14 protein-coding genes are annotated in these 23,749 nt (G+C 73.0%); 1 reads left to right on the top strand and 13 read right to left on the bottom strand.

The genetic code is table 11. The annotated features are described in order from the left end of the window. Positions 1-36 precede the first annotated feature (36 nt). The 5 genes from IEY91_RS20880 to IEY91_RS20860 form a co-directional block, all read right to left on the bottom strand. On the bottom strand, positions 37-1,233 hold the full coding sequence (locus tag IEY91_RS20880) for a serine hydrolase domain-containing protein (protein WP_229697120.1): 1,197 nt from the start codon (positions 1,231-1,233) through the stop codon (positions 37-39). Positions 1,234-1,268: 35 nt separating this feature from the next. Further along, the gene (locus tag IEY91_RS20875) at positions 1,269-2,831 is read right to left on the bottom strand and encodes an alpha/beta hydrolase (RefSeq protein WP_189175189.1); all 1,563 of its coding nucleotides are present in this window, start codon (positions 2,829-2,831) and stop codon (positions 1,269-1,271) included. A 162-nt stretch (positions 2,832-2,993) separates the two neighbouring features. Next, positions 2,994-3,746, bottom strand: a complete 753-nt coding sequence (locus tag IEY91_RS20870; RefSeq protein WP_189175188.1) for an STAS domain-containing protein — start codon at positions 3,744-3,746, stop codon at positions 2,994-2,996. Positions 3,747-3,944: 198 nt separating this feature from the next. After that, complete coding sequence (locus IEY91_RS20865) at positions 3,945-5,117, bottom strand: GDSL-type esterase/lipase family protein (protein ID WP_189175187.1); 1,173 nt, start codon at positions 5,115-5,117, stop codon at positions 3,945-3,947. A gap of 96 nt (positions 5,118-5,213) precedes the next feature. Beyond that, positions 5,214-5,783, bottom strand: coding sequence for a TetR/AcrR family transcriptional regulator (locus tag IEY91_RS20860; RefSeq protein WP_189175186.1), 570 nt, complete (start codon positions 5,781-5,783; stop codon positions 5,214-5,216). Between the two features lie 291 nt (positions 5,784-6,074). Here IEY91_RS20860 and IEY91_RS20855 point away from each other — a divergent pair, with 291 nt between their 5' ends. After that, positions 6,075-6,647, top strand: a complete 573-nt coding sequence (locus IEY91_RS20855; protein ID WP_164317790.1) for a hypothetical protein — start codon at positions 6,075-6,077, stop codon at positions 6,645-6,647. 89 nt (positions 6,648-6,736) lie between these two features. Here IEY91_RS20855 and IEY91_RS20850 read toward each other — a convergent pair whose 3' ends face one another. The 8 genes from IEY91_RS20850 to IEY91_RS20815 all read right to left on the bottom strand — a co-directional run bounded on the left by IEY91_RS20850 (position 6,737) and on the right by IEY91_RS20815 (position 23,714). Further along, the gene (locus IEY91_RS20850; protein ID WP_189175185.1) at positions 6,737-8,182 is read right to left on the bottom strand and encodes a glyceraldehyde-3-phosphate dehydrogenase; all 1,446 of its coding nucleotides are present in this window, start codon (positions 8,180-8,182) and stop codon (positions 6,737-6,739) included. A gap of 99 nt (positions 8,183-8,281) precedes the next feature. Next, positions 8,282-9,208: a DUF5829 family protein gene (locus tag IEY91_RS20845; protein WP_189175318.1), complete on the bottom strand. Its 927-nt coding sequence runs from the start codon at positions 9,206-9,208 to the stop codon at positions 8,282-8,284. A gap of 119 nt (positions 9,209-9,327) precedes the next feature. Continuing rightward, complete coding sequence (locus tag IEY91_RS20840) at positions 9,328-10,665, bottom strand: MFS transporter (RefSeq protein WP_189175184.1); 1,338 nt, start codon at positions 10,663-10,665, stop codon at positions 9,328-9,330. Between the two features lie 113 nt (positions 10,666-10,778). Further along, positions 10,779-11,345, bottom strand: a complete 567-nt coding sequence (locus tag IEY91_RS20835; protein WP_164317796.1) for a thiamine pyrophosphate-dependent enzyme — start codon at positions 11,343-11,345, stop codon at positions 10,779-10,781. Beyond that, positions 11,342-11,845 (bottom strand): thiamine pyrophosphate-binding protein, encoded by a 504-nt coding sequence (locus IEY91_RS20830; RefSeq protein ID WP_164317798.1) that lies wholly within the window; start codon positions 11,843-11,845, stop codon positions 11,342-11,344. The genes IEY91_RS20835 and IEY91_RS20830 overlap by 4 nt, the downstream gene beginning before the upstream one ends. Continuing rightward, complete coding sequence (locus tag IEY91_RS20825; protein WP_189175183.1) at positions 11,842-12,612, bottom strand: thioesterase II family protein; 771 nt, start codon at positions 12,610-12,612, stop codon at positions 11,842-11,844. The genes IEY91_RS20830 and IEY91_RS20825 overlap by 4 nt, the downstream gene beginning before the upstream one ends. 55 nt (positions 12,613-12,667) lie before the next feature. After that, entirely contained in the window at positions 12,668-13,915 is a 1,248-nt protein-coding gene (locus IEY91_RS20820; RefSeq protein ID WP_229697119.1) for a DegT/DnrJ/EryC1/StrS family aminotransferase, read from the bottom strand. Positions 13,916-14,012: 97 nt separating this feature from the next. Further along, the gene (locus IEY91_RS20815; RefSeq protein ID WP_189175182.1) at positions 14,013-23,714 is read right to left on the bottom strand and encodes a non-ribosomal peptide synthetase; all 9,702 of its coding nucleotides are present in this window, start codon (positions 23,712-23,714) and stop codon (positions 14,013-14,015) included. Positions 23,715-23,749 lie beyond the last annotated feature (35 nt).

The following is a 23,749-nucleotide window of genomic DNA, read 5'->3' as shown; positions in this document are numbered from 1 at the left end:
ACATCACAGGCCCCTGCCCCCCGTAGAGCCCGCCCCTCACCGCGCCAGCGCCCGATCCACCAGCCGCAGGGCGGCCTTGGCCTGGGCATCCCCCCGCTCGCCCATGCGCAGCGTGAACATGGCGGTGGTCGCAGCCCGGCCGCCGTCCGCCGTGACTCCGCACTCCGAGACGATGCCGAGATGGGTCCCGCCGTGGAACCAGATGCCCGCGCCGTCGCGGCCTCCGGGCCGCCACGCGATGCCCATGCCGTAGCGCACGCCGTCGGCGGGAATCCAGTCGCCGGCCGCCACGGTCCGTTTCATCGCGGCCAGTTGGGCGGGGCGCAGCAGGCGGCCGCCCAGGAGTGCGCGCAGGAAGACGGCGTGGTCGTGGGTGGTGCTGATGATGCCGCCGTCCGCGCCGCCGCCGGTGACGAGTGAGGTGTCGGTCAGCCGCGGGCTGCCGGGGAACTGGGTGTAGGCCGTCGCGGTCGGCTGCGGGACGTACGCCGACGTACCCGGTACGAAGGTGTGCCGGAGCCCGAGCGGCGCGATGACGCGTTCGTGGATCTCCTGGGCCCAGGGGTGTCCGGTGACCCGCTCGATGACGAGGCCCAGGAGGACGTAGTTGGTGTTGGAGTAGCCCCAACGCCCCTCCCCCGCCGGGTCGTTGGCGTCGGGCAGCCACAGCGGAGGTCGGCTCGTCGCGGCCTTCACCTGCTGCCGCGGGGACGACACCCGGAAGCGTCCCTTGAGATAGCCCTCGGGCGTGAAGTCGTCCGCGCCGCCTCCAACCGCGACGTAGTCGTTCAGGCCGCTGGTCTGGCGGAGCAGGTTGGTGAGGGTGATCCTGCGGCCGTCGTTGCCGTTGCCGTCGACCAGGCCCGGCAGCCACCGCTCCACGGTGTCGTCAAGGGCGAGCCGTCCTTCGCCCGCCAGTTGCAGGGTGACGGCGGCGGTGAAGGGCTTGGTGTCGCTGCCGACGCGGTAGTACGCGCCCCACGGCACCGGTTCCCCGGTGGCCAGGTCCGCCGTGCCCGCCCGTGCGGCGATCCGGCTCCGCGCGTCGCACACCTCGGCCAGCACGCCGGTGGCCCCGGTCGCCCGGATCGCGTCCACATCGGCCTGAAGGGCGTCGTGCCCACGCGGCCGCCCACGCAGCCGCGCGTCGGCGGGCGCGGCGGAGGCGACACCGGATCCAGCACCGACTCCGACTCCGGCACCGCCCAGCACCGCCGCCGCCACGGCCGTCATCCCTCCGCGCCGGCTGATCACCGGCCCACGCCCGCTCATCGGGCGGTCCCCGCGTCCGCGCAGGTGACATCGCGCTTCGGCAGCGTGCCGTCGCGGAGGTAGTCGTTGACGGCGTCGTCGGCGCAGGGGACGGGCCGGTGGCCGTCGAGGTCCCGCCCGTACACGCCGTGCGAGCGGATGTCCGCCGTCACCAGGCGCGATCCGGTGAGCCTGCGGTGCAGGGCCAGGGCTCCTTCGTACGGGACGTTGTTGTCGCGGCGGGCCTGGAGCATCAGCACGGGTACGTCGTTGCGGATGTCGACGCCCGGCTCGCGCGGCTCGGTCTTCCAGAACGCGCAGGGGGCGATCATGCCATTGACGAAGGGGCCGAAGACCGGCTGGGTGGCGCGGCTGTGGACGCTGTTGCGCCAGTACGTCTCGGGGTCCTTCGGCCAGCCTCCGGCGGGCCAGCCGCCGTCGCCGCACATGAACAGCGCGCCGCCGACCATGCTGTCCGCCAGGTCCGGCGAGTTGAGGAGTTGGAGGAACGAGGTCAACTCTGGGCCTGGCTCGGTGAGTTCACCGGCCGCGGCGTCGACCAGGTCCCGCACCACGGCGGCGAGGCCGGCGTCGCTCTCCTGGTGCTGGACGAGCTGACGCAGAATCAGCCGCAGCACGGGCGCGTTGAGCCGCAGCCCGCCGACCGCCACCGGCCGCCGTTCGGCGCCGTCGAGCAACTTCTGTACGTGCGCCCGCACTTGGCCGCCGGTCCGGCCGAGCCGGTACCGGTCGTGGTGCCGGGCGGTCCACCCGGCCCACTCGTCGAGGCCCTCCTCCAGCGGGCCGCCCGCCCGCTGGAACAGTTCGTACTGGGTGGCGGCCGGGTCGGTGGAGGAGTCGATGACCACGCGGTCGGCGCGGCGCGGGAACAACTGGGTGTAGACGGCGCCCAGGTCGGCGCCGTAGGAGACGCCGTAGTACGAGATCCGGCGCTCGCCGAGGGCGGCCCTGATGGCGTCCATGTCACGGGCCACGTTCCGCGTCGAGGCGTGCGGCAGCAACTCGGCGTTGTCCCCGTGCTCCTGGCAGCGCCGTGCCGTGTCGCGCGCCGACCGGACGGACGCGTCGAAGTCCTTGCGCGGCGTGGTGACGGCCCCGGGCTGCTGCGGGGCGCCGGCGGGGGCGCAGCGCACCGGACTGCTCTCGCCGAGGAACCGCGGGTCGAACCCGATCAGGTCGTAGTGCTTCGCGACATCCTTCAACGCCGGTCGCAGGGCGAGGGTGTTGGCGAGGCCGGCGCCGCCGGGCCCTCCGGGGTTGGACAGCAGGATCCCGCGCCGCTCCGCCGGGTCCTTCGCCTTGATCCTCGACACCGCGATCCGGATGGTCCGCCCGCCGGGATCGGCGTAGTCCAGCGGGACGGCCACCTTGGCGCACTCCGCGCCCGCGGCCCTCAGCTCGGTCTGCGCCTCCGAACATGGCCCCCAGACGAGCCGTTGCCGCTGAGTCGCCGCCGCGTCCCGGCCGCCCGTCTGCTGAGGCGTGGCGACGGCAGGCACTGCGGCGGTGAGTAGTCCGGCCAGACCGAGGCCGACGGTGACCGTGGACGGGACGCGCATGGTGCTCCTCGTGTCGAACGCGACTGTGTGTTGCCTACGACGCTAGGAGCGCCCGCGCCACGGGACCATGCGGCTGTCCGGCTTCCGGATCGTGGGGTGGTCGGTATTGACAGCACGCGAACTGCGGGCAGGGCGCGCCCGTGGGGGCACCGGTCGCCGCTGTCAGCAGAGGTGATCGGCGGCGTGGGTGAGTCCTTCCAGGGCTCGCTGCCGCTCGTCCGTCCACTGCGTCGCCTGCGCGTGGTGGGTGGACACCACGCCGATCAGCGTGCCGTCCCCGGCGGAGACCGGTACCGAGGCGCACGCGCCGACGCCCGCCTCACCCAGCACGTCAAGGGCCGGGGTGCCGAGGAAGACCGGGCTCGCGGTCACCTCCTCGACGAGGATCGGTTTGCGGTCCTGCGCGGCCACCCCGCACGCGGTGTCCCGGTCGGCCACCGTCCCGAAGAAGGTCAGGAACGGGTGGTGGAAGCCGCGTTGGGACACGATCCGCAGCACGCCGCCCGCCGGGTCGTACCACTGGGCGTTGCCCATCGGCGCCCCGGCTATCTCGACCGCCGCCGACAGCGCCGCCGAAAGGACGGACAGCCGCAGGCGCCGCTCGTTCGCCGACAGCGGCACCGTCGACAGTTCCTGAGCGATGCGCAGGCCGTCCAGGTCGCCGCAACTCCGCAGCGGGCGCAGCACCGAGCTGTGAGCCCGCTCCACCGCCAGGCTGCCACCCGCGGCAGCGGCCCGCAGACGGGCGTCAAGGAGCAGGTCCACGCCCACGGTCCCGCAGAACGTGACCCGGCTCAGGTCCAGCAGTGTGCGGCCCGCGGGGCGCGCCACGGCGCGGTGCAGTTCGTGGGCCAGGACCGGCACGGAGGCGATGTCCAGCTCACCGGCCACGCGGATGGTGACGTGGCCGTCCATCCTGGCGACGCCTACCCGTACGGTCCGCGACGGCTCGGACCACTCCACGCCCCACCCCGCCCCTGAATCCACCGACCCGCGATCCGCGCGCCTTGGCACTGCGTGCGGATCGCCTTGGTACGACCCACTCACGCTGGCGCCGGTGCCACGCGCTGCCGGGGCACTTCACGCGGGCGGTCCGCCATGGCACTGAATCGGTCAGGAACGAAAGACCCCGTCGGCCGCGAAGGCGCGTTCCGCGAAGCGTTCGCCCATGCGGCGGTGGGTGGCCGCGTCCGGGTGGAGTTCGTCGGGCAGGGGCAGTTCGGCGGAGTCGGACTCGCCGTACAGCTCGCGGCCGTCGAGGTGGTGCAGGTTCGGGTCCTCGGCCGCGCGTTGCCGCACGATGCGGGCGAGTTCGTCGCGGATCACGGTCAGGGTCAGCTTTCCGCTCGCGCGTTCCGCCGGGTCGCCGGCGGCCCGGAAGCGGAGCCGTCCGGCGCTGAGGGACGTGAGGTCCGGGGCGCTGGGGCCGGGGGTGTCCTCGTGGATCGGGCACAGGATGGGCGAGACGACCAGGAGCGGGGTGGTCGGGTGGCCGTCGCGGATGGTGTCGAGGAAGCCGTGGACGGCCGGGGTGAAGGCACGCAGGCGCATCAGGTCGGTGTTGACGAGGTTGATGCCCAACTTGACGCTGATCAGGTCCGCGGGGGTGTCACGCATGGCGCGGGCCGTGAACGGGTCGAGCAGGGCGCTGCCGCCGAACCCCAGGTTGATCAGGTCCACGCCGCCGCGGGACGCGGCGAGCACCGGCCAGGTCGTGGTGGGGCTCGCGGCGTCGGTGCCGTGGCTGATCGAACTGCCGTGGTGCAGCCACACCTTGCGGCCCCGGTCGGGCACCGGCTCGACGGGGGCGTCGGTGCGCAGGGCGACGATCTCGGTGGTCTCGTTGTACGGCAGCCATATCTCGACGTCCTTCACGCGGTCCGGCAGACCGCTGAAGCGCAGGGTGCCGACCGGTCCGGGCTCGTGCTCGGCGGTCCCTGCGGTCATGTCGATGGTCAGCGTGTTGCCGCCGCTCAGGCTTGCCTGTTCGGTCAGGCGGCCGTCGACGACGAGGTCGTACACGCCCTCGGGGCGCGGCGGGGCGCCTACGTAGACGCGCTTGGTGGGCAGCGCGTCCAGTTCCACGGCGGTCGCCCGCGTACGGAAGACGAGGCGGACACCGGCGGGCTGCGACTCCACCATGGCGAGCTGCGGGTCGGCGCACTGGGCGCGGGCGCGGGCGGGCAGCCGGTGCGGCAGCACGCCGTGCGCGGTGCGCTCCAGGTCGAGGGCGCCGCGCAGCAGCTCCGCGGTGATGGGCGTGGTGGTCCAGGGGTGCGTGGGCATGGTGTCTCAGCCTGTTGATCGAGGTGTGGGTGTGGGTGGTGCGGAGGCGTACGTGGCTGCGCCCGCGCGTCGCCGCGTGTGGTGGCGGGGCCGGGTTCAGGCCGCGGGCCAGTTCCGCAGCAGGGCGTCGAGGGCGTCCACGATCCGGGTCCAGGATTCCCGCGGGTCGGGCGCGCTGTGGCTGAAGGATCCGGCCGCCTCCAGGCTGACGTAGCCGTGGAAGACGCTGCCGAGGAGTCGGACCGCGTGCGTGTCGTCGGGCTCCGTCAGGTCGTAGCCCCGCAGGATCGCCCGCATCATCTGGGCGTGCCTGGCGCCCGCGCTGGCGGCCGCCGCCTCCGGGTCGAGGCGGTAGCGGGCCGCGGTGTAGCGGCCGGGGTGTTCCAGGGCGTAGTCGCGGTAGACGTCGGCGAACGCGGCGAGGGCGTCCTTGCCCGCCCGCCCTGCGAGGGCCGCGGCGCCCCGGTCGGCGAGTTCCTCCAGGGCGAGCAGGGCGATGCGGGTCTTGAGGTCGTGGGAGCTCTTCACGTGCGAGTAGAGGCTCGCGACCTTCACGTCGAACCGCCGGGCCAGCTCCGAGACGGTCACCTGCTCGAAGCCGACCTCGTCGGCCAGCTCCGCCCCGGCCCGGGTCAGACGTTCCGGGGTCACTCCTGCGCGCGCCATGACGCTCCTCCTCTTCGACAGAAGTGATTATGCATCTACCTAAATGCTTTAGGCAAATGGGATCAGAATGAAAGCTGGAAGGCCCGAGACCTAAGACTGGAGGCCTGAAGGCGCGAGACGGAATACCCGCTTCGTGGCTCAAAGTGAGCTGAGCGAGTTTTGGCCATGTTTGTGAAGTGACTGTCGGATGCGGCCCGTATTGCCAGGATGTCTGTCGCCCTCACCGGGAGCTGGCCGACGGCCTGCCCGGCGGGGAGGTGCGTGCAGCGTCGTCCACTGAGGGGAAGTCCCATGGCGAACGAGCTCAAGTACGGCGATCAGATCCACCTGCAGAACGGCTACAACGGCTGGCAGGGCGGCTACCTCGACACCATCGGCCACAGCTCCGCCAGCGGCGGCAAGTACAACGTGGCGACCGCCGACACCCCCACCCGCGGCAAGGGCACCGGCACCTGGGAGATCCTCTCCGCCTCCGGCAAGGCCTCCGGGCAGCCCGTCTTGAGCGGCGACCTGATCCACCTGCGCAACCTCTACGGCGGCGACGGCGGCTACCTCGACACCAACGGCCACGCCAGCGACGTACAGAAGACCGCGGGCGCCAAGTACGACGTGTCCACGTCCCAGGCCAAGGACCGTGCCACGGGCACCGGCCGCTGGCGGATCTTCGCCCAGACCTCCGCGCCCGCCGACCAGAACGTCAGGATCGGTGACGTGGTCCACGTGTGGAACACCTACGGCGACAACGGCGGCTTCCTGGAGACCAACAACCAGAGCCCCGTCCAGGGCGGCAAGCTCGACCTGTGCACCAACGCGTACTTCAACCGCAGCTCGAACGTCGCCGACTGGAAGATCCACAAGGCCTGAGCCCGGCCCCGGACGCAACCGGACCCCGGCTGCCGTCGGCAGTCGGGGTCCGTCGTCCGACGTGAGTCGGGTCTGGCGATGTCGCGGGCTCAGACCCCCACGGCGGGGTACGTCGGGTACTCCACCCCGGAGACGTGCTGCACGACCCGGATGACCTGGCACGAGTAGCCGAACTCGTTGTCGTACCAGAGGTAGAGGATCGCGCTGTCGCCGTCGACCTTGGTGGCGCCCGCGTCGATGATCGAGGCGTGCCGCGAGCCGATGAAGTCGTTGGAGACCGCGTCGGGAGCGCTGGTGAAGTCGATCTGGCGGCGCAGCGGCGAGGTCAGCGAGACGTCGCGGAGGTGGTCGAGGACCTCGTCGCGCGTGGCCTCGCGGCCGAGCCGCAGGCTGAGGATCGCGATCGAGACGTCCGGGACGGGGACGCGGATGGAGCTGCCGGTGATGGGCGCCTTGAGGTCCGGCAGCGCCTTGGCGACGGCGGAGGCGGCACCGGTCTCGGTGATGACCATGTTGAGCGGCGCGGACCGGCCGCGGCGGTCGGCCTTGTGGTAGTTGTCCAGGAGGTTCTGGTCGTTGGTGAACGAGTGGACGGTCTCCACGTGCCCGCGCAGCACGCCGTACTCGTCCGCCATCGCCTTCAGCGGCGGGACGATCGCGTTGGTGGTGCAGGAGGCGCAGGACAGGATCCGCTCGTCCGGCTTGATCATGTCGTGGTTGACGCCGTGCACGATGTTCGGGACGTCGCCCTTGCCCGGCGCGGTCAGGACGACCTTGTCGATGCCGGGGCGCAGGTGCTGCGACAGGCCCTCGCGGTCGCGCCACTTGCCGGTGTTGTCGATGAGGATGGCGTCCTTGATGCCGTACGCCGTGTAGTCGACCTCCGACGGGTCGCTCGCGTAGATCACCTTGATCTCGTTGCCGTTGGCGATGATCGTGCTGTTCGCCTCGTCGACGGTGATCGTGCCCTGGAACTGGCCGTGGATCGAGTCGCGGCGCAGCAGCGAGGCCCGCTTCACGATGTCCTGCTCGCCACCCCTGCGGACGACGACGGCACGCAGCCGCAGACCGTTGCCGGAACCGGCCTTCTCGATGAGCAGGCGGGCGACGAGGCGGCCGATGCGGCCGAAGCCGTAGAGGACGACGTCGCGGCCCTCGCGGCACTCGATCTTGTTGGCGCCGGTGGCCCCTGCGACGGCACGGGCGGTGAACTCCGCCACCGACAGACCCTGGCCGTCGGCCCGGTACGTCGCGGCGAGCATGCCGATGTCGATCTGCGAGGGGCCGAGGTCGAGCTCGGTGAGCGCCCGCAGGAACGGCAGGGTCTCGGCGACCGAGAGCTCCTCGCCGGCTATCTGGCGGGCGAATCGGTGGGTCTTGAGGATGCTGACCACCGACTTGTTCACCAAGGAGCGGCTGTGCAGCAGGATCGTCACGTCCCGCTCGCGGTGCAGCTTCCCGATGATCGGGATCATCGATTCCGCGATCTCCTCGCGGTTCTTCCAGTCGGTGAACGAGTCGTCGTTGACAGTCACAGGCGTATCTTTCGAGCTAGGCGGCGCTCATATGCTAACCCCACTCGACTTTGATCTTTCAACCGCCCGTCGTGAGCCGTCCACCGACGCTTCGGCTTCTCAATCCGCGGCTCCTTCGCCGAAGGTCCACACGGCGCCGGCCCCCGGGCCCACGACGAGCGTCGAGCGGCCGATCCTCTCCTCGTGCCGGTGTGCCACGGGCCGGTTGAGCGAGAACGTGACCTGCCGCAGGCCCGCCTCGTCGCTCGCGACGGCGTCGAGCCGGATCGTGGTGCCGCCGCGCTTGGCGACGGCGCCTCCGTCCGCCAGGGACCGGACGTGGAATCCGCCGGCCCGCAGCAGCGGCACGGTGTTGCCCACGTCGCGTGCGGAGGTCGCGAGGTGGATCGAGGTCACGTCGCGCATCCGGCGCTCGCGGTAGGTGTCGGGCAGGTAGCGCTCGCGGCCGACGTCACCGGGGTACGCGGCCGGCTCCGTGTTGCTGCGCGGGTCGGCGAAGTACTCCTGCCGGTACTCCATCGACCAGGCCCCGAAGGAGTCGTACGCGTCGAAGGTGAGGAAGCCGTCGTACCACGGCACCGGGACGCCGTCGCCGAAGTCGCGGGTCTGGCTGAAGTCGACCGGGTCGGTGACGCCCTCGTCCCGCAGCCGCTCGCGTGCCGTCGCCAGGTCGCCGATGCGCTCGGTCGAGACGCCCATGCCGGTGTCGCCGAGCGGGCTGTCGGGCACGTCGCCGACCCCGAACAGCTCGATGTAGGTCTCGCGGCCCAGCAGGTAGCGGCCGGTCCAGGTGCGGCCGTCGGAGCCGGTCGTGGTGCGGACCTGGAAGTTGGCGAACTTCCGCAGGTACGTGGAGTGTTCGACGGCGTCGGCGGTCTCGCGGTCGAGCACCCCGTAGGCGTGGTTGAAGAACAGCAGCTGCCTGCCGGGGTGCGGCCCGCCGCTCTCGGCCCGCGCCGTCCTCGCACCACCCTCGACCGTCCCGAGCAGGGCGGCGGTGAGCGCCAGGGCGAGGACCATGAGCATGCGCGACATCCGGCGAGGCAGCATGCGAGCGAGCGTAGGGCGGTGGACCGCCGAGCGCCGCCTGTTCGACGCGGACGGCGTAGACCCGCCAACTCGGGATCATGGTGGCGAAAGAGGGATCACTTGGCGGTGGTGGACGGGGAGCCGGGCGTACGTTCCGTCCCTGTCCCCCCGGCCTCTGTGTCTGCCTCCGCTGTCTCTCCAGCCTCTGCCTCCGCCTCCGCCTCCCCGGCCTCCACGTCCGCCTCCCCCTCCGTCGGCGCACCCCGCTTCCGCGCCCCTCCCCCGAGCAGCACGACCCCCGACCCGGCGGCCACCACCCCCGCCGTGACGATCAGCACCCGGTGGTCGACGAACGGGAGCAGGCCCGCGCCGAGGGCGAGGAAGACGGGGTTGGGGGCGAGGAGCAGGGTGTTGGCGGTGGCCGCGACGCGGCCCATGAGTTCGCCGGGGGTCTCCCGCTGGACGGCGGTCATCGCGGCGATCAGCACACACGGCAGGCCCGCGCCGATCATCGCGCTCGCGACCAGGACGACCGGCGTGGAGGGCACGGCGCGCAGCGCGACGCCGACGGCGAACAGCAGGATCCCGGCGGCGGTGAAGACGCGCTCCGGCATGCGGCGCAGCAGGGCGCCCGCGAACAGCCCGCTCAGCACGGAACCCGCGCCCTGCACGGTGTAGAGCATGCCGGCGAAGGCGGGCGCGCGGTGCAGGCCGGAGTCGACGATGGCGTACAGAGCCGCGCCGTTGACGCCCGCCATCCCCATCGTGACGGCGCCCGCCACGACCAGGCGCCACAGGACGGGGTGCGTGCGCAGGAAGCGGACACCCTCGGAGACCTGGGCGGTCCACGGCTGCCGGTCGGCGCGCGCGGGACGGGGCTCGGACACGCGCAGCAGCGTGAACGCGGCGGCGGCGAGGGCGAACGTGACCGCGTTGAGGAGCGCGACGCTCTGCCCGCCGAACTGGATGAACAGGCCCGCCCCGAGCAGCGGGGCGAGGAGTTTCATGCCCTCGTTCGCGGTCAGGCGCAGCCCGTTGAAGTCGCCGCGCAGTTCCTCGGGCACGGCGGCGGCGACCAGCACGGCCTCGGCCGCGTCCATCAGCACGATGGTGATGCCGTACACGATCAGGACGGCGAAGAGCAGCCAGATCCGGTCCTCGGAGTCGACGAGGACGAGGGCGGGCAGCAGGGCGGCCATCGACAGGTTCGACCAGATGAGCAGTGGCTTGCTGCGGACCCGGTCGGCGATGGTGCCGATGAGCGGGCCGAGCAGCATCGGCGCCCACACGCAGAACGTCGTGAGCGCGGCCAGACTGTCCGACCCCGTCAGCGACTTGGCCCAGACGCCGCCCGCGAGGGCCATCGCCGAGCTGCCGAAGCCGGAGACCACCACGCCGCCGATGTAGAACGCGGCGTTCCGGTCACGCAGGACCCGTCCCACGCCCCAACTCATTCCGATCTCCTGCCTTTCGCACGGGCGTGGCCATCAACTCGCTGCCCTGGTGCGGTGGGTGACGGTCCGTCGGACCACCGCCTCGGGAACGTACGCGATGTTACGACGATCACTCAGCCCTTCCCCGCAAGGCTGTGGCCGAAGCGGCGGGCGTGCTCCGCCAGGTCCCCCTCGACCCGGCCCGGCACGGGCGGATCGGCCGAGGTGAGCCGGGCGAGGACGAGCACCGGCGCGGTGCAGTCGGCGACCGCCGCGCGCACGAGTTCGGCGAACCGCTCCGCGTCGTCGGTCTCCTCGGCCCGCGCGTAGCCCGACGCCAGGGCGAGGGCGCACAGGTCGGCGCCGCGGGAGGGCACGGTCTGCCCGCCGGTGGAGGCGTAGCAGCCGTCGTCGAGGACGATGTGCGCCAGCGGCAGGGTGGGCAGTGCGCCCGCCGTGATCAGGCCGACGGGGTTCATCAGGAGGCTGCCGTCCCCGTCGACGACGACGGTCGTACGGCCCGTCTCGCGCGCGACGCCGATGCCGATGGAGGAGGCGAGGCCCATCGAGCCGGTCATGTAGAAGTGGCTCGGCCGGTCGTCCAGGTGTCGCGCGATGCGGCAGGCGTAGCCGGTGGTGCAGACGATCGGCTCGGTGGTGGTGGCCGCGAGAACCGCGGCAACGGCTTGGGTCTTGTTCATGCGCTCCACCCGAACGCGGTCGGCGGGACCAGCAGGGCCGCGGCCCGGCGTTCCCCGTGGACGAGGTGCCGTGCCCGGTCCAGGTCGAGCGGGTCGGTCAGCGTCGTGGACTCGATGCCGAGCGAGTCGAGGAGGGGTTCGGTGAGGCGGCCCATCACGGTGTTCTCCGGGGTCGGGTCGGGATCGACGCCGCGCAGGCTCACGACGAGCAGCATCGGGATCGCGTACGGCACGACGAGCGAGGCCAGGGCGTTGACCGACTGCGCAAGGCCGGAGTTCTGCATCAGCACGACCGGGGCGCGCCCGGCGAGCGCGGCGCCCGCCGCCACGCCGACGGCGTTGTCCTCGCGCGCGACGGTGAGGAGTCCCGCCTCTTCCTCGAGCGAGCGGTAGAGCGGGGCGAGGATGCCGCAGGGCGTGCCGAAGAACGGCCCGAAGTCGGTGCCGAGTTCGGCCGCGAGGCGCTCGGCCAGCGGGGTGCGTACGGGCGCGGTCGTCACTGGTCCACCTCCACGAGGTGCTCGTACAGCCGGTTGATCAGATCCATCACGAACCCCTCGGGCCAACGGCGGAAGTAGAAGTGGTCGCCGGGGAAGATCCGGGCGGCGAACGGCCCGGTGGTGTACGCCCGCCACGCGTCCAGGGACTCGCGGTCCAGGTCGATGTCCTCCTTGGACCCGTAGGCGATCAGGGGGCAGGACAGCGGTGGTGCCGGGCGGTGGGTGTAGCTGTCGCTCATGATCAGGTCGGCGCGGATGGTCGGCTCGACGAGGTGCCACAGCTCCTGGTCGGCGAGGACCTCGGGGTCGGTGCCGCCCATGGTGTCGAGCGCCGAGCGCAGGGTGGCGTCGTCCATCGCCGAGTACTGGCGGCCCGTGACGAGCAGGTGCGGCGGCCGGCTGCCGGAGACGACCACGCAGGCAGGCGTGAGGCCGAAGCGGTCGCGCAGCCGCAGGGCGATCTCGTACGACATGACGGCGCCCAGGCTGTGCCCGAACAGGGCGAAGGGGCCGTCGAGATGGGGGCCGAGTTCGTCGGCGATCTCGGTGGCGAGGACCCGGGGGTCGTGCGGCACCGGGTCGGCGATGCGGCTCTCGCGGCCGGGAAGCCGCAGGGTCTGCGCGTCCACGGCCTGCGGCAGCAGGTGCTGCCAGCTGTCGTACGACCGGCTGCCGCCGCCCGCGTACGGCAGGCAGAGCAGGGGCTTGCGGCGGGCGCCGGAGCGGGGTGGTCGTGGGAGCAGGGAGAGGGTGTCTCGTGGTGGCATGGCGGTCCCTTCGGGGGTGGGGCGGCTTTCGTGCGTCGCCTACGGCTTCGCCGGGTCAGTCACGGGTGGCCTTGACGAGGGCGCGGTTCACCGCGGTGGCGAGGAGTTCGACCTGGTCGTCGGTCAGCCAGGGGCCGCAGGGCAGGTTCATGTGCTCCTGGAACCAGGCGCGTTCGGCCGCCGGGCAGTCGCCGAGGCCGTGGCCGCGGGCCCGCCACTCCGGCAGGAGGTGCAGCGGGAAGTAGCGCAGATACGTCTCGACGCCCTCGGCGTGGAGGCAGCGGACCAGTTCGTCCCGGTCGACGCGCTCGGAGTCGACGGAGAAGGTGTACAGGTGCTGGGCGTGCTCGACTCCGGCCGGCACGACCGGGAGGCGCACGGCCTCGAACTCGGCCAGCTCCGCCGTAAGCCGCGCCGCGACGGCCTGTCGGCGCGCGACCAGGCCGGGCAGCTTCCCCAACTGCACCAGGCCCATGGCCGCGGCGGCCTCGCTCATGGCCGCGTTGGTGCCGGAGCGCCGGAAGCTGTGGCAGTCGTGGGTGTACGCCACGCCGGGGTAGAGCGCGCCGGTGGGCGGGCCGCTCGCGCCGGCGAAGCCGCCGTGCCGGTCCGTCAGGACCATGTCGGACTCGTTGCCGCGCACCCTGCGCAGCCGCTCCGCCCAGTCGTCGCGGTCCGTGGTGATCATCCCGCCCTCGCCGAGGGTGGTGATGTTCTTGCTGGTGTGGAAGCTGAAGCAGCCGATGTGGCCGAGGGCGCCGGGTCGGCGGCCGTTCACGACGCTGCCGAGGGCGTGCGCGGCGTCCTCCACGACGATCAGGTCGTGCGCGCGGGCGAGGCGCATCAGCGCGTCCATGTCGGCGGGCAGACCGCCGTAGTGCACCAGAACGATCGCCCTGGTGCGGGGAGTGATCAGTTCGGCGACGCGCCGCGGGTCGATGTTCGCCGTCGCCGGGTCGACGTCGGCGAACCGCACCCGCACGTCGTGGTCGAGCAGCGGCTGGATGGTGGCCTGGTACGTCTGCGGGGTGGTGATCACCTCGTCGCCGGGCTCCAGGTCGAGGAGGCGGATCGCCAGTTCGAGGGCGACCGTCCCGCTGGTCACCGACAGCGCGTGCCGTACGCCTATGAGCGCGGCGAACTCCTCCTCGAACCGCTCCCGGACCGGCCCCGCGGACAGGGTGGCCCCCGAGAGCAGCAGTTCGCGTACGGCCTCGACGTCGCTCTCGTCCAGCACGCTGCCGACGCGTGCGTACGGCACGGTGTAGCGCGGCCGCGCGGCCGCGAGTTTCGTCTCCATCATTTCCCCCGGTTCCGGACAGCGGACGGTCTGGCCGATCGGACCCCGACCGCAGTGCCTCTCCTGGCCGCGGCGCCTGGTGGGACCGCGGCTCCTCGCCTCACCGCAGTTCCTCGGCGACCTCCTCGTCCGCCATGGCGTCGATCTCCGCGCGTACGGCCTCCTCGACCACGGCGGCGAGTTCGGCGACGGTACGGTGCTCGAACAGGGCCCGCAGCGGCAGTCGTACGGCGAAGGCCTCGTCGATGCGGGTGATGACCTGGGTGGCGAGCAGGGAGTGGCCGCCCAGGTCGAAGAAGTCGTCGTGGACGCCGACGCCGCCGCTGCCATCACTGCCGCCGTCGCCGTTTCCGGCGCCGTCTCCGTTTCCGGCTCCGAGAACCTCGTCCCAGATCTCGGCGACCGCCTCCTCGGTGGCGGTGCGGGGCGAGACCGTCTCGCCGCCGGTCCACTCCGGCGCGGGCAGCGCCCGCCGGTCGACCTTGTCGCTGGACGTGAGCGGAAGCGCCGCGAGGAACACGAACGCCGACGGGATCATGTGCCGGGGCAGCACGGCAGCCAGGTGGGAACGGAGTTCGCCCGGCGTGGGCGCCTCCCCCAACGTGACGACATAGCCCACGAGTTGGCGGCCGTTCGGCGACTGCGCGGCAGCCACGGCGGCCCTGCCGACCCGGGGGTGGGTGAGCAGCGCGGCCTCGATCTCGCCGGGCTCCACGCGGTAACCGCGAATCGCGATCTGGTCGTCGGCGCGGCCCAGGAAGCGAAGGCCGCCCTCCTCCAGCCACAGCGCCAGGTCGCCGGTGCGGTACATCCGGGCGCCCGGCTCCCCGCCGAACGGGTCCGGCACGAAGCGCGCGGCGGTGAGGGCCGGATTGCCGACGTAGCCCCGGGCCACTCCGGCGCCCCCGAGATACAGCTCGCCCGGCACCCCGACGCCCGCCGGGCGCAGCGCCTCGTCCAGCACGTACGCCGTGACCCCGGCGATGGGCGGGCCGATGGGCGGCAGCTCCCAGGGCGCGGTGAGCGGCCCGGTCGCCGTCGCCACGACCGCGTTCTCGGTGGGCCCGTAGTGGTTGACCACGGCGGGTCCCGCTCCGGCGGACGGGCGGGGGCGCAGCACGTCGCCGCCGGTCAGCAGGGCGCGCAGGGCGGTGTTCCCCGCCGACGGCAGGTCGAGGACGGCTTCGGCGAGCGGTGTCGGGGCGAAGGCGATCGTCGTGCCCGCGCGGGCGAAGTGGTCGACGAGGGCCGCAGGCGAGCCCACCGTCTCGTCGTCCGGCACGTCCAGGCACGCCCCGGAAAGCAGCGTCGGCCAGATCTCCCAGCCCGCCGCGTCGAAGGACGGGCTCGCGACCTGGCTGACCACGTCGCCCGGCCCCAGGCCGTAGGTGTCGAGGTGCCACCGGACGAGGTTGAGCAGCGAGGCGTGGGTGACGGTGACGCCCTTGGGGTGGCCGGTGGAGCCGGAGGTGTAGAGGACGTAGGCCGCGTTGGCTCCGGTCGTCCGGTGGGCGGGGGGCGCCTCGTACGCCGACGTCGCCTCGTACGAAGAGGTCGCTTCGTACGAAGGAGGCGTCGCCGGTCCGTCGGGCTCCGGGAGCGTCCCGGGTCCCTCCGGCCGCAGCAGCGTCGTACGCCACTCCCCCGGCACCAGGTCCGCGAGCTCGGGCACCGTGAGCACGGTCACCGCCCCGGCGTCGGCGAGGAGGAACGCGATGCGCTCGGCGGGCAGGTTCGGGTCCACCGGCAGATAGGCGGCACCGGCCTTGAGTACGCCGAGCAGCGCGCCGACCAGTTCCGCACCCCGGGGCAGCAGCACGGCCACCACGGCTTCCGGACCGTGCGGCATGAGCAGTCGGGCGACTCGCTCGGCGCGGTCGTCGAGCTGCGTGTACGTCAACTGCTCGGCGCCGTGCACCAGGGCGGGGGCGTCCGGGGTGCGGGCGGCCTGCCGCGCGAAGGCCTCGGCGACGGTCGGGCCCAAGGCGTCTGTACGGTCCTGCGTGCGCGGCCGATTCAGTGTGTGTACGACGAGTTCACGCTCGGCGTCCCCCGTCATCGGCAGCGACCGGACCGGCGCGTCGGGTGTGCGCACGACCGCGTCGAGCAGGGTCGTGTAGTGCGCGGCGAGGCGCCGCATGTCCGCCTCGCCGAACAGATCGGTGGCGTAGACGAGTTCACCGGCGAAGGTGCCGTCCGCGCGTGCCGTCAGGTGCATTTCGAGGTCGAACCGGGTGACGGCGCCGATGCTGTCGAACGGCGCCACGTCCAGGCCGGGGGGCGCGAACTCGTCGAGCGAGTCCGCGTCGAAGAGCTGGAAGCACACCTGGACGACCGGGTTGCGGCCGAGGTCGCGGGGCGGCGCGAGTTCCTCCACGAGCTGCTCGAAGGGCAGGTCCTGGTGGACGAACGCCTCCAGAGTGTCCTCGCGTACGCGGTCCAGGAGCTGGTCGAAGCGCGGGTCGTCCGACAGGTCGGCGCGCAGCGGCAGCAGGTTCACGAAGAACCCGATGAGCCGGTCGAGGCCGGGCCGGTGCCGGCCGGCCACGGGGCTGCCGACCACCACGTCGTCGACGCCGGCCGAGCGGCCGAGGAGGACCTGGAAGGCGGCGAGGCCCGTCATGAACGGCGTCGCCCCGCGCGACTTGGCCAGCTCGCGCAGGCCGCGCGCGGTGTCGCCGTCCACGGCGAACTCGACCACGGAGCCCCGGTAGGACGGCACGGGCGGGCGCGGGCGGGCCACGGGAAGTTCCAGGGCCGCCGGAGCGTCGGCCAGGGCCTTGCGCCAGTGGGCGGTGTGCTCGGCGTACGCCGCGTCGGTGAGCTCCTCGTGCTGGCGGGCGGCGAAGTCGGCGTACTGGAGGGGTGGTTCGGGGACGTCCTGGCCCTGGTAGGCGGCCGTCAGCTCACGGCCGAAGATCTTCCGGGACAGGCCGTCGAACACGGCGTGGTGCACGACCACCGTCAGGACGTGGTCGTCGGGCGCGAGGCGCAGCAGCGTGCCGCGGATCAGCTCCCCACCCGTCATGTCGAACGGCGTGACCGCGTCGCGGGCGACGTGCTCCTCGGCCGCCCGCAGCGGATCGGCGGTGTCGTCGAGGCCGACGACGGCGAGGGGCGTCGCGGGGCCCGGCACGACGACCGGTTCGCCGTCCGCCTCGTGGAAGCGGCCGCGCAGCGCCTCGTGCCGGTCCTGTACGCCGGTGAAGGCGCGACCCAGCGCGTCGACGTCCAGGGGGCCGCGCAGCCGGTACGCGAACGGCACCAGGTAGGCGGGCAGGCCCGGTTGGAGCCGTTCGAGGAACCACAGGCGGCGCTGGGCGAACGACGGCACACGCGGCCCGCCGTCCCGATCCGCGGCGGGCCCGGCGGAGTCCGAACCGTCGACCGGCCCCGGAGCCTCGGCGGACCCCGAAAGCTCAGCCGCCACCGCGTTGGCGAGCCGCGCCACCGTACGGTGCGTGAACATCACGCGCAGCGGCAGTTCGACGCCGAAGACCCGGCCGACGCGGTGCAGCACGTCGACGCAGAGCAGCGAGTGGCCGCCGAGGACGAAGAAGTCGTCATGGATGCCGAAGTCCCGGTGGCCGAGGACCTCTTCCCACACGTCGGCGATCCGCTCGTCGACGTCGTGGCGCGGCGCGCCGTCCGTCGCGGCCGGCTCGGGCCGGGGCAGCGCGCCCCGGTCGATCTTGCCGGTGGCGGTGGTCGGGAGCACCGGCAGGGCGACGAAGTCCTGCGGTGTCATGTGCGCGGGCAGCCGCTCGCCCAGCCAGTCCAGGAGCGCGTCGGTGTCGACGCCCGGGGTCTCCAGGTGGGCGACGAGTCGCGTTTCGGGGCCGTCGGTGAGCGCGGTGACGGCGGCGCGGGACACCGCGGGGTGGGTCTCCAGGACGGTCTCGATCTCGCCGGGTTCCACCCGGTAGCCGTGCACCTTCAGCTGGAAGTCGGCGCGCCCGAGGAACTCCAGGGTGCCGTCGGCGCGCCACCGGCCCCGGTCGCCCGTCCGGTACATGCGGGCGCCCGGCTCGGCCGCGAACGGGTCGGGCAGGAAGAACTCGGCGGTGAGGTCGGGGCGTCCCAGGTAGCCGCGGGCGAGCGGCGGCCCGGCGACGTACAGATCACCGGGAACGCGCGTGGGCACGGGGCGCAGCCGGTCGTCGAGGACGTGGATCCGCGCCTCGGAGACGGGCGCGCCGATGCCGGGAAGGGCGGGCCAGTCGTCCGTCGGCGGGGTGAGGCGGCCCGCGGTGACCACGTTGACCTCGGTGGAGCCCCACTGGTTGTCGAGGCGGACGTCCAGGGCGCGGATGGCGTCGGTGACGACGAGGCGGTCGCCGGTGGTGACGGCCTCGGTGAGGGTGCCGAGGCGCTCGCGGTGGTGCGCGGCCAGTTCGGCGAGGACCGTGCCGGGCAGCAGGACGGTGGTGATCTTGTGGGTCTCGACGAGTGCGGCGAGCCGGGCGGCGTCGTACCGGTCGCGCTCGTCGGCGAGCACCAGCGTGCCGCCGGTCCACCAGGTCGACCACATCTCGTAGGCGCACACGTCCGAGGTGACCGGGAAGTACTGGAGCGCGACGGGCGCGGGGGCGTAGCGGTCGGCGGCCCAGTGCATGAGGCGCGCCGTCGGCCCGTGGTCCATCACGACGCCCTTGGGGCGCCCGGTCGAGCCGGAGGTGTAGACGACGTACAGGGCGTTGTCGGGGCCCGCGTGGTGGGTTTCGTCCACCGGGGTGTCGGGGATCGCCGACGCGTCGAGGTCGGCCACCGTCGAGACGGGCACCGGCCACTGCACATCCGTCGCGCGGGTGGAGACGACGAGCGCGGCCCCGGAGTCCGCGGCGAGCAGCCGCAGCCGCTGTGCCGGGTGGTCGGGGTCGAGCGCGACGCAGACCGCGCCCGCCTTGGCGACGGCGAGGAGGGTGAGGGGCAGGTCCGCCGTGCGCGGCAGGCACACGGCGACGCGGGACTCCACGCCGATGCCTCGCGCGCGGAGCGCGGTGGCCAACCGCTGGGCTCGTTCGTCGAGTTCGCGGTACGTCCAGCGGGTGCCGTCGGCGATCAGGGCGGGGGCGTCGGGTGTGCGGCGGGCCTGGTCCTCGAACCGGCTGACCACGGTGGCGGCCGGGTCGACGTCGGTCAGCGCGCTGTCGTTGAAGTCGGTCAGGAGGCGGTGGCGCTCGGCGGGGGCGACCGCGACGAGTTCGCCCGCCGGGCGGTCGGGAGCCTCGGCGACCCGGGCGACGAGGGCGGCGTAGTGCTCGGCGAACACCTCCATGGTGGAGCGCTCGAACAGGTCGGTCGCGTAGACCAGTTCACCCGTGAGGCCGCCGCCGTCCTCCTCGGCCAGACGCAGTTCGAGGTCGAAGCGGGTGGTGCCGCCCTCGGGGACGATCCGCTGGGTGTCGGTCCCCTCGACGCTCAGCCGGCAGTGCGGTGTGAACAGGTCGAACCAGGCCTGCACGATCGGGTTGCGCCCGATGTCGCGCGGCGGCGCCAGCTCCTCGACGAGCCGCTCGAACGGCAGCTCCTGGTGGGCGAACGCGTCCAGCGTCGTCTCGCGGACCCGCGCGAGCAGGTCGCCGAAGGCGGGCGCGCCGGACAGATCGGTGCGCAGCGGAAGGGAGTTGACGAAGAGGCCGATCAGCCGTTCCAGCTCGGGCCGGTCGCGTCCGGCGGCAGGGCAGCCGATCACCACGTCGTCGGTTCCGGCCCAGCGGCCGAGCAGCAGTTGGTACGCGGCGGCCGTGACCATGAACAGCGTGGCCTCGCGCGCGCCCGCGATCTCGCGCAGCCGGGCCACGACGTCTTCGGGCAGGTCGAAGCGGATGATGCCCGCGCGGTACGACGGCTGCAGCGGGCGCGGCAGGTCGGTGGGCAGCTCCAGGGTGGGCGGTGCGCCGCCGAGCTTCTGCCGCCAGTACGCGGCGTGCGTGGCGGCCACCTCGTCGGTGAGCGTGCGCCGCTGCCAGGCCGCGAAGTCGGCGTAGTCCACGGGGAGCGGGGCGGGGGCCGGGGCGTCCGCGGCCGTCTCCGCCCGGTACGCCAGGGCGAGTTCCTCCTCGAAGAGCTGGATGGACACGCCGTCGAAGACCGAGTGGTGCACGGTCACCTGAAGGACGTGGTCGTCCTCGCCGAGCCGCAGCACGGTCGGCCGGATCAGTGGCCCCCGGGCCAGGTCGAACGGGGTGTGGGCGCTGCGCTCCGTGAACTCCAGGGCGCCGCGCAGCGGTTCGGCCGTGCCGCTCAGGTCGAGGTGCTCCACGACGAGGTCGGCGCTGTCCATGAAGGCGATGCGGGGCGTGCCGTCGGCGGCATCATCGCTTTCGTAGCGGCTGCGCAGCACCGCGTGCCGCTCGGCGACCGCGCGCAGCGCCCGCTCCAGGGCCGGGATGTCCAGCGGACCGCGGATCCGGTACGTGGTGTCCGGCATGACGTACGCCACCGAGTGCGGCTGGAGCCGGTCCAGGAACCACAACCGCTTCTGCGCGAAGGACAGTTGGGGCCGCTCGTCCGCGGGGCGGCGGGTCGGGGCGCTGCGGGCGAACGCGACGGCGCCGCCGAGCGCGGCGGTGAGCCGCGCGACGGTGCGGTGGCTGAAGATCGCCCGCAGTGGCAGGTCGACGCCGAAGACCTTGCTCACGCGGGCGGTGACGCGGGTGGCGAGCAGCGAGTGGCCGCCGAGGTCGAAGAAGTCGTCGTGCACGCCGACGCGTTCCAGGCCCGTCGCCTCGGCCCAGATCCGGGCCATGGCGGCCTCGCGCTCGTCGCGGGGCGCGGCGTAGTTCTCCGCGACGCCGGACTCCCGGTCCGGCAGCGGCAGGGCCTTGCGGTCGAGCTTGCCGGGGCCGGTCAGGGGCAGTTTCGCCAGCGGGACGACATAGCTGGGCACCATGTACTCGGGGAGCAGCCCCTCCAGGTGGGAGCGCAGGGCGGCTGCGTCCACCTCGGCCCCTGCCACCGGGGCCACGTAGGCGGCGAGGCGCTTGTCGCCGCGGACCAGTTCGATCGGCACGACGGCCGCCTCCGCCACATCGGGGTGCTCCCCGAGGAGTGCCGCGATCTCGCCCGGTTCGATGCGGTAGCCGCGGATCTTGACCTGGTCGTCGGCACGGCCGAGGAACTGCAGCGCGCCGTCGTGGTCGCGGCGGGCCAGGTCGCCGGTGCGGTAGAGGCGCGCGCCCGGCGTGGTCGCGAAGGGGTCGGGGAGGAAGCGGTCGGCCGTCAGGTCGGGCCGGTTGAGGTAGCCGCGGGCCAGGCAGTGTCCGCCGACGTACAGCTCGCCGGGGATGCCCGCGGGTACGGGACGCATCCGCTCGTCGAGGAGGTAGACGCGGGTGTTGGCGATGGGGCTGCCGACCGGCGGGTCCGTGGGCCAGTCCAGGGGGTCGCCCGTGAGGAGGTGGGCGGTGATGACGTGGGCCTCGGTGGGGCCGTACTGGTTGTCGAGGCGGGCGTCGGGCAGCCGGTCGAGGAGGTCGGTGAGCTCGCGGGTGAGGTGGAGCTGTTCGCCGGCCACGTGGAGGTCGACCAGTGGCGGCAGGGTCTCGCGCGCGCTCGCGGCCTGCGCGATCTGTTCGAGGACCATCGGCGGGCAGAACAGGCGGCGGGTGCCCGTGCGCAGCATGGTGTCGAGCAGTTGGTCGGGGTCGCGCCGCTCCTCCTCGGTGACCAGGACGACCGTTGCGCCGTCCATCCAGGTGGAGAACAGCTCCTGGAACGAGATGTCGAAGTTGATGGCGGAGAACTGCAGCGTCGGGCCCGCGACCCGGGCCCGGTCGCGCTGCCAGCGCACCATGTTCAGCAGGGGGCGGTGCGTCATCGCCACGCCCTTGGGGCGGCCCGTGGACCCCGAGGTGTAGATGACGTACACGAGGTGGTCGGCGGCGTTCGCGCGCGGCGGATCGGTGCGGGGGCGGCCGTCCGGTGCGGGCGGCTCGATCGCGGTGACGCCGTCCGGGAGGCGGTCGACGAGGCCGGGGGCCACGACGGCCCGGCGGACCCCGGCGTCGCCGAGCATGAACGCGAGGCGCTCCTGGGGGGTCTGGGGGTCGAGCGGCAGATAGGCCGCGCCGGCCTTGAGCACGCCGAGCAGGGCGGCGACGAGCTCCGTGCCGCGGGGCAGCAGCAGGCCGACCATCGTCTCGGGGCCGACGCCCGCGTCCTTCAGCTGCCAGGCGAGCTGGTTGGCACGGGAGTTGAGCTCCCAGTACGAGAGTTCCTCCTCGCCCCACACCAGGGCCGTCGCGTCGGGGGTGCGGGCGACCTGCTTCTCGAACACGTCGACGACCGTGGTCGTGGGGTCCGCCTCGGGGACGGCGGTGTCGTTCCAGCCGTCGATGAGGAGGTCCAGCTCGGCGGGCGGCGACATGACCGCTTCGCCGAGCGGGCGGCGCGGCTCGCGTGCCACGGCGGTCAGGAAGGTGACGTAGTGCTCGGCGAGGCGCTCGGCGGTGGCGCGGTCGAACAGGTCGACCGCGTACACGAGATGGCCGCGCAGGCTGCCGTCCGCGTGCTCGACCATGTGCAGTTCCACGTCGAAGCGGGTGGTGTACCAGCGCGCGGTGAACTTCTCGGCCGTCGTGCCGCCGAGTTCGAGGCGGACGCGCGGGGTGAACAGGTCGAACCAGGTCTGGGCGATCGGGTTGCGGCCGATCTCGCGCGGCGGGGCCAGCTCCTCCACGATCCGGTCGAACGGCAGCTCCTCGTGCGCGAACGCGTCCAGGGTGGTGTCGCGCACCGCGTCGACGAGGTCGGCGAAGGACTTGTCCGGGTCGATCCGGGTGCGCAGCGGCAGCGAGTTGACGAAGAACCCGATCAGGTTCTCCAGCTCCGGCCTGTTGCGGCCCGCGGTGGGGCAGCCCACCACGACGTCGTCGGTGCGCGCGTAGCGGCCGAGGACCGCCTGGTAGCCCGCGAGGGTGGTCATGAACAGGGTGGCGCGGCGGCTGCGGGAGAGCTCGCGCAGCGCGTCGGTGACGTCGGCCGGCACGGTGAAGGACACGGTCCCGCCCCGGTAGGACGGCACGGGCGGCCGGGGGCGGTCGGCGGGCAGTTCGAGCACCGGCGGGGCGCCCGCGAGACGCTCGCGCCAGTACGCGACGTCGTCCGCGGTCGCCTCGCCGGAGAGGGCCTCGCGCTGCCACACCGCGAAGTCGGCGTAGTCCACGGCCAGTTCGGGCCAGGCCGGGGTGGCGCCGGTGCGGGCCGCGTCGTAGGCGGTGCTGAGGTCGGCCTCGAACACGCCGATGGACAGGCCGTCGAAGACGACGTGGTGCACCGTCACCTGGAGCACGTGGTCGTCGGGGCCGAGCCGCAGCAGCGTGGTGCGCAGGAGTGGTCCGGTGTCGAGGTCGATGGGCGTGCGGGCGGCCTCGCGGACGAAGGCCATCACGGCCGCGTACGGATCGGGGGCGGCGGAGACGTCCACGACGTCGAGCCGGGTCTCGTCGGCGTCGTCGAACACCATGCGCGGCTGCCCGTCGGCGTTCTCGAAGCGGCTGCGCAGCGCAGCGTGCCGGGCGGTGACGGCACGCAGGGCCGTCGCGAGGGCGTCGGCGTCGAGGGGGCCGCGCAGCCGGTACGTGGCGTCGGGCATCACGTAGGCGATGGCGCCGGGCTGGAGCTGGTCCAGGAACCAGAGCCGCATCTGGGCGAAGGACGGCTCGGCAGGCGCGCCTTGGGGGCGGGGCGCGAGGACCGGTCCGGTGGCGCCGGCTGCGGTGGCGCGCTGCCCGCCGCGCAGGCGCTGGGCGAGCAGCGCGGCCTGCCCCGGAGAGAGCCGGGGGCGTTCGGCGGTCATGCGGCCTCCAGGTTCGTGTGCGTGGCGTTCGTGTG

The sequence above is a fragment of the Streptomyces lasiicapitis genome, from assembly GCF_014646335.1.
GTDB classification, from domain to species: Bacteria; Actinomycetota; Actinomycetes; order Streptomycetales; family Streptomycetaceae; genus Streptomyces; species Streptomyces lasiicapitis.
The sequence above is the reverse complement of the archived record's forward strand: the minus strand, read 5'-3'. Positions and strand labels throughout refer to the sequence as shown.